We start from the raw sequence: 2,926 nt of genomic DNA on the forward strand, positions 1-2,926 counted from the left end.
GGAGCCGGATGAGGTGAAAGTCTCAAGTCCGGTTTTGAAGACGAGTAGTTTTGGTGACAGAATTACTTAGTTTAACACTCAAGTTAACCTCTGCCGGCAATCCTAACGCCGCTTTGACCTGATTTTCTGCCGAGGCTGGATCGAGACCGGGATCCACCAACTTGGCAATTATCGTCGTCAATGGCGTGACGACCTCCGACTCTGGGATCGACGTTAGCGGTGTCACCAAAGGCAAGAAGGTAGAAGCATCCACCCCATCATTTAAAATAATCCGGCCTTCCGCTGAATCGATTGTGCCATTTTGATTGAGATCGAATTGTTCCAGTTGAATATCTAATTCAAAAGTGCCATCTGGATTGGTTAAGGCAAAAGGCTCATTGTCATCAAACACTCGATTCGAGTTGGCATCAAAGAAGACGAACCCACCACTAATATAAGGATCGATCGCTTGGCTCTTTTTCGTTGCCGAGGTTCCGAACACTCGAAACTCGGCGAGCTGCATTTCCGCTAGACGTTTTTCGTAAGCGGTGTTCCAAGAGAAAGGCACATAATACTCGGCCACAAAGTCCATTACTGCTTTCACGTCCCCATTAATTTCAAATAAACTCAGGGGATTGCTAATTCGGGAAATAATTTCCGAGGCGCGTACTTTACCATCTCCCTTTCCAACTCCCGGAGTTTCATCCGCTACGAGTTCGGCAATAATGGCTTTGATTTGCGGATACATCTCGTCTTCGAGTGCATTTTCATGCTCCGGTTTGACGATATCGCGCAGTGGGTCGAGAATCTGTTCGTAAGCTTGTACGTCCATATCATACTTATTGGAGGAAATCGTAAAGTCATCTACGATATCCGGATTAGCGCCCAAGTAACTATACTCACTAAGTACCTGACGCATCCCTTCCCGGGCGTTGTCATAGGTTGCAGTGCTAGGCTCTCCTTCCCCCACATCAAGCAAGTCAAACTTCAGATTGGCCTCAAGTCCCCCAGTCAGGTAAGCTTTGGCTACTGCAATACTGACGCCCCCTCCCAGGTTGACACCGCCGGTGAGTTTGAGTTCGTGAACGTCATCTCCGGTTCCATCGGCATTTTGGCGATCGCTCACATAGAACCCATCAAAAATCTTAGAATAATCCGAAGAACCAGACTTTTTCCATTCAGACAGTCCATAGGTATCAAACCCAAACCCGAAATTCGACGTAGCTGCCAAGTCGATTCCGAACGTCCCATTCACGCCAACATTCACCACCGGAATGGAGAAAATCGGAAACTCCTTGCCTAGATCGAATTCAAAGTCGAGCTTCGGAAGTTGATAAGCAAACAACGTGACATCTTCTTTACCCAGCAACAAATCTACCGAATTATTCGGCGTAAAAATCGGCAAACTTAACCCGTCCATTTTGCCAAACAGCTCGAACAATTCCTGGGTTGTGCTGTTAGACTTCGCCTGCTCCAAGGAAGATGCCGTGGTTTTTATTTGGGTTTTCTTCGCGTTTTTTAGCTCAGCATTCGGATTCGTTGGATCGAAATCGAGTTCGTAGTCACCCAACTCAATCGTAATATTTCCCCCTGTATCTGCGAGGTCGGTGAGCAGACCATTGGCTTTGACGATCTGCTCTAAAGAATCGAGAAAGCTAGTATCGATTTCGTTGCCAGTGATAGCAGCCCCCATTTCGAGCAGCGTCACCTTGCCATCCTCATTTTGGTCAAAAAATTCTCGGGCTGGTTGAAAATGAGACAGCGGTTTAATATCGCCATTAAAGACGGTAAGGAGAGGTTCGATGGGTTTAACAATATCGTTGATGGTAGACATCACCGGTTGGGCAAAATCGGCGACGAAACTCCCTAAGTCAAGCTGGATATTGTTGAAGTTTAATTTCGGAACCTGCGGCCCACTCCACTGACCGTTATCGTAGTTTAGCTCCGGGAAGTTGGCATTCAGGTCGAAGTTGTACGAGGGAATAGCCGCACTCTCCCCAAGGTTAGTGCGTGCCTTCAGCCCCAATTTTCCTTTCGTATCTAACGTGGTGTCAATCAGCTCGGAAAGATTGTAGGTGCCTTTGTCAAGTTCGCTAAAGGTCAGTTTTCCATCGTTGACACCGCCTAAATCGGCAGTTAAATCTTGTAGGGACAACTGAAAATCCCCGGTCAGTTTTGTGGGGGTATTCGTGTTGTTTGCCAAAGTCAGTGGCAACAAACCAACATCGGATTCCCCCTTAAAATTATCGGCTAAACCGGCTTCAGTATTAAGCGTCAGCTTGGTATTGTTGGTATCAAAGAACAAACCCTTGTCGTTGAGACCCAATCCCAAGGAAAAATCGTACTTGAATTTAGTATTGGCATCCCCCTGTGCGTTCAACTTTAGAGCGGGCAATCCCAAATCACCGTTTAACCCCACCGTGGGGTTGTACTCTTTGCTGACATTGACGATCGCTTGCAGTTCTCCGTTTTCACCTACAGATTCGGTGACCGTCAGGTTGGCAAAATCTTGGCCCAGAGCGTCTTGGATCGCCTGTTTGAATTTCGCCGCATCCCAAGTTTCCGAAGCCGATAAGCCGGTGCTGAGCTGGTTTTTAATTTTATTGAAAAAATTCGGAACTGCGGTTTGAACGCTCTCACCGACGACCGGCAGTTTGCCTAAACTGTTGGTGAGCGACTCCTGCAGCTTAGTAAAGCCCAAATTCAACGGATTGGTGATGACGTCACTATTGCCGAACGAGATCCCAACCGACTCGGGGGTGGCGTTGAAGGTGACACTACTCGAGTCAGTGGTAGAGGCGCTCGTTCCCGCGTTTCCAGCACCATCAGCGAAATTAATATTGAATCCCAATGCCCCTTCGGTATCGTTTTCCGTCAGGGTATAAGTGGCTTCGTATTGATTGCCACTGGTGTTGGTGACGCTGGCTGTTTGTCCGCCAATCTTGAC

General features: G+C 47.6%; 1 protein-coding gene. It reads right to left on the bottom strand.

Annotation, left to right across the window (positions count from 1 at the left end):
* Nucleotides 1–22 precede the first annotated feature (22 nt).
* Nucleotides 23–2,926, bottom strand: a 2,904-nt coding sequence (locus LKK83_RS02720; RefSeq protein WP_324629273.1) for a hypothetical protein, incomplete at its 5' end; no start/stop codon positions are given.

Origin of the sequence: Phormidium sp. CCY1219, from assembly GCF_035615515.1 — a bacterium.
Lineage (GTDB): Bacteria > Cyanobacteriota > Cyanobacteriia > Cyanobacteriales > Laspinemataceae > CCY1219.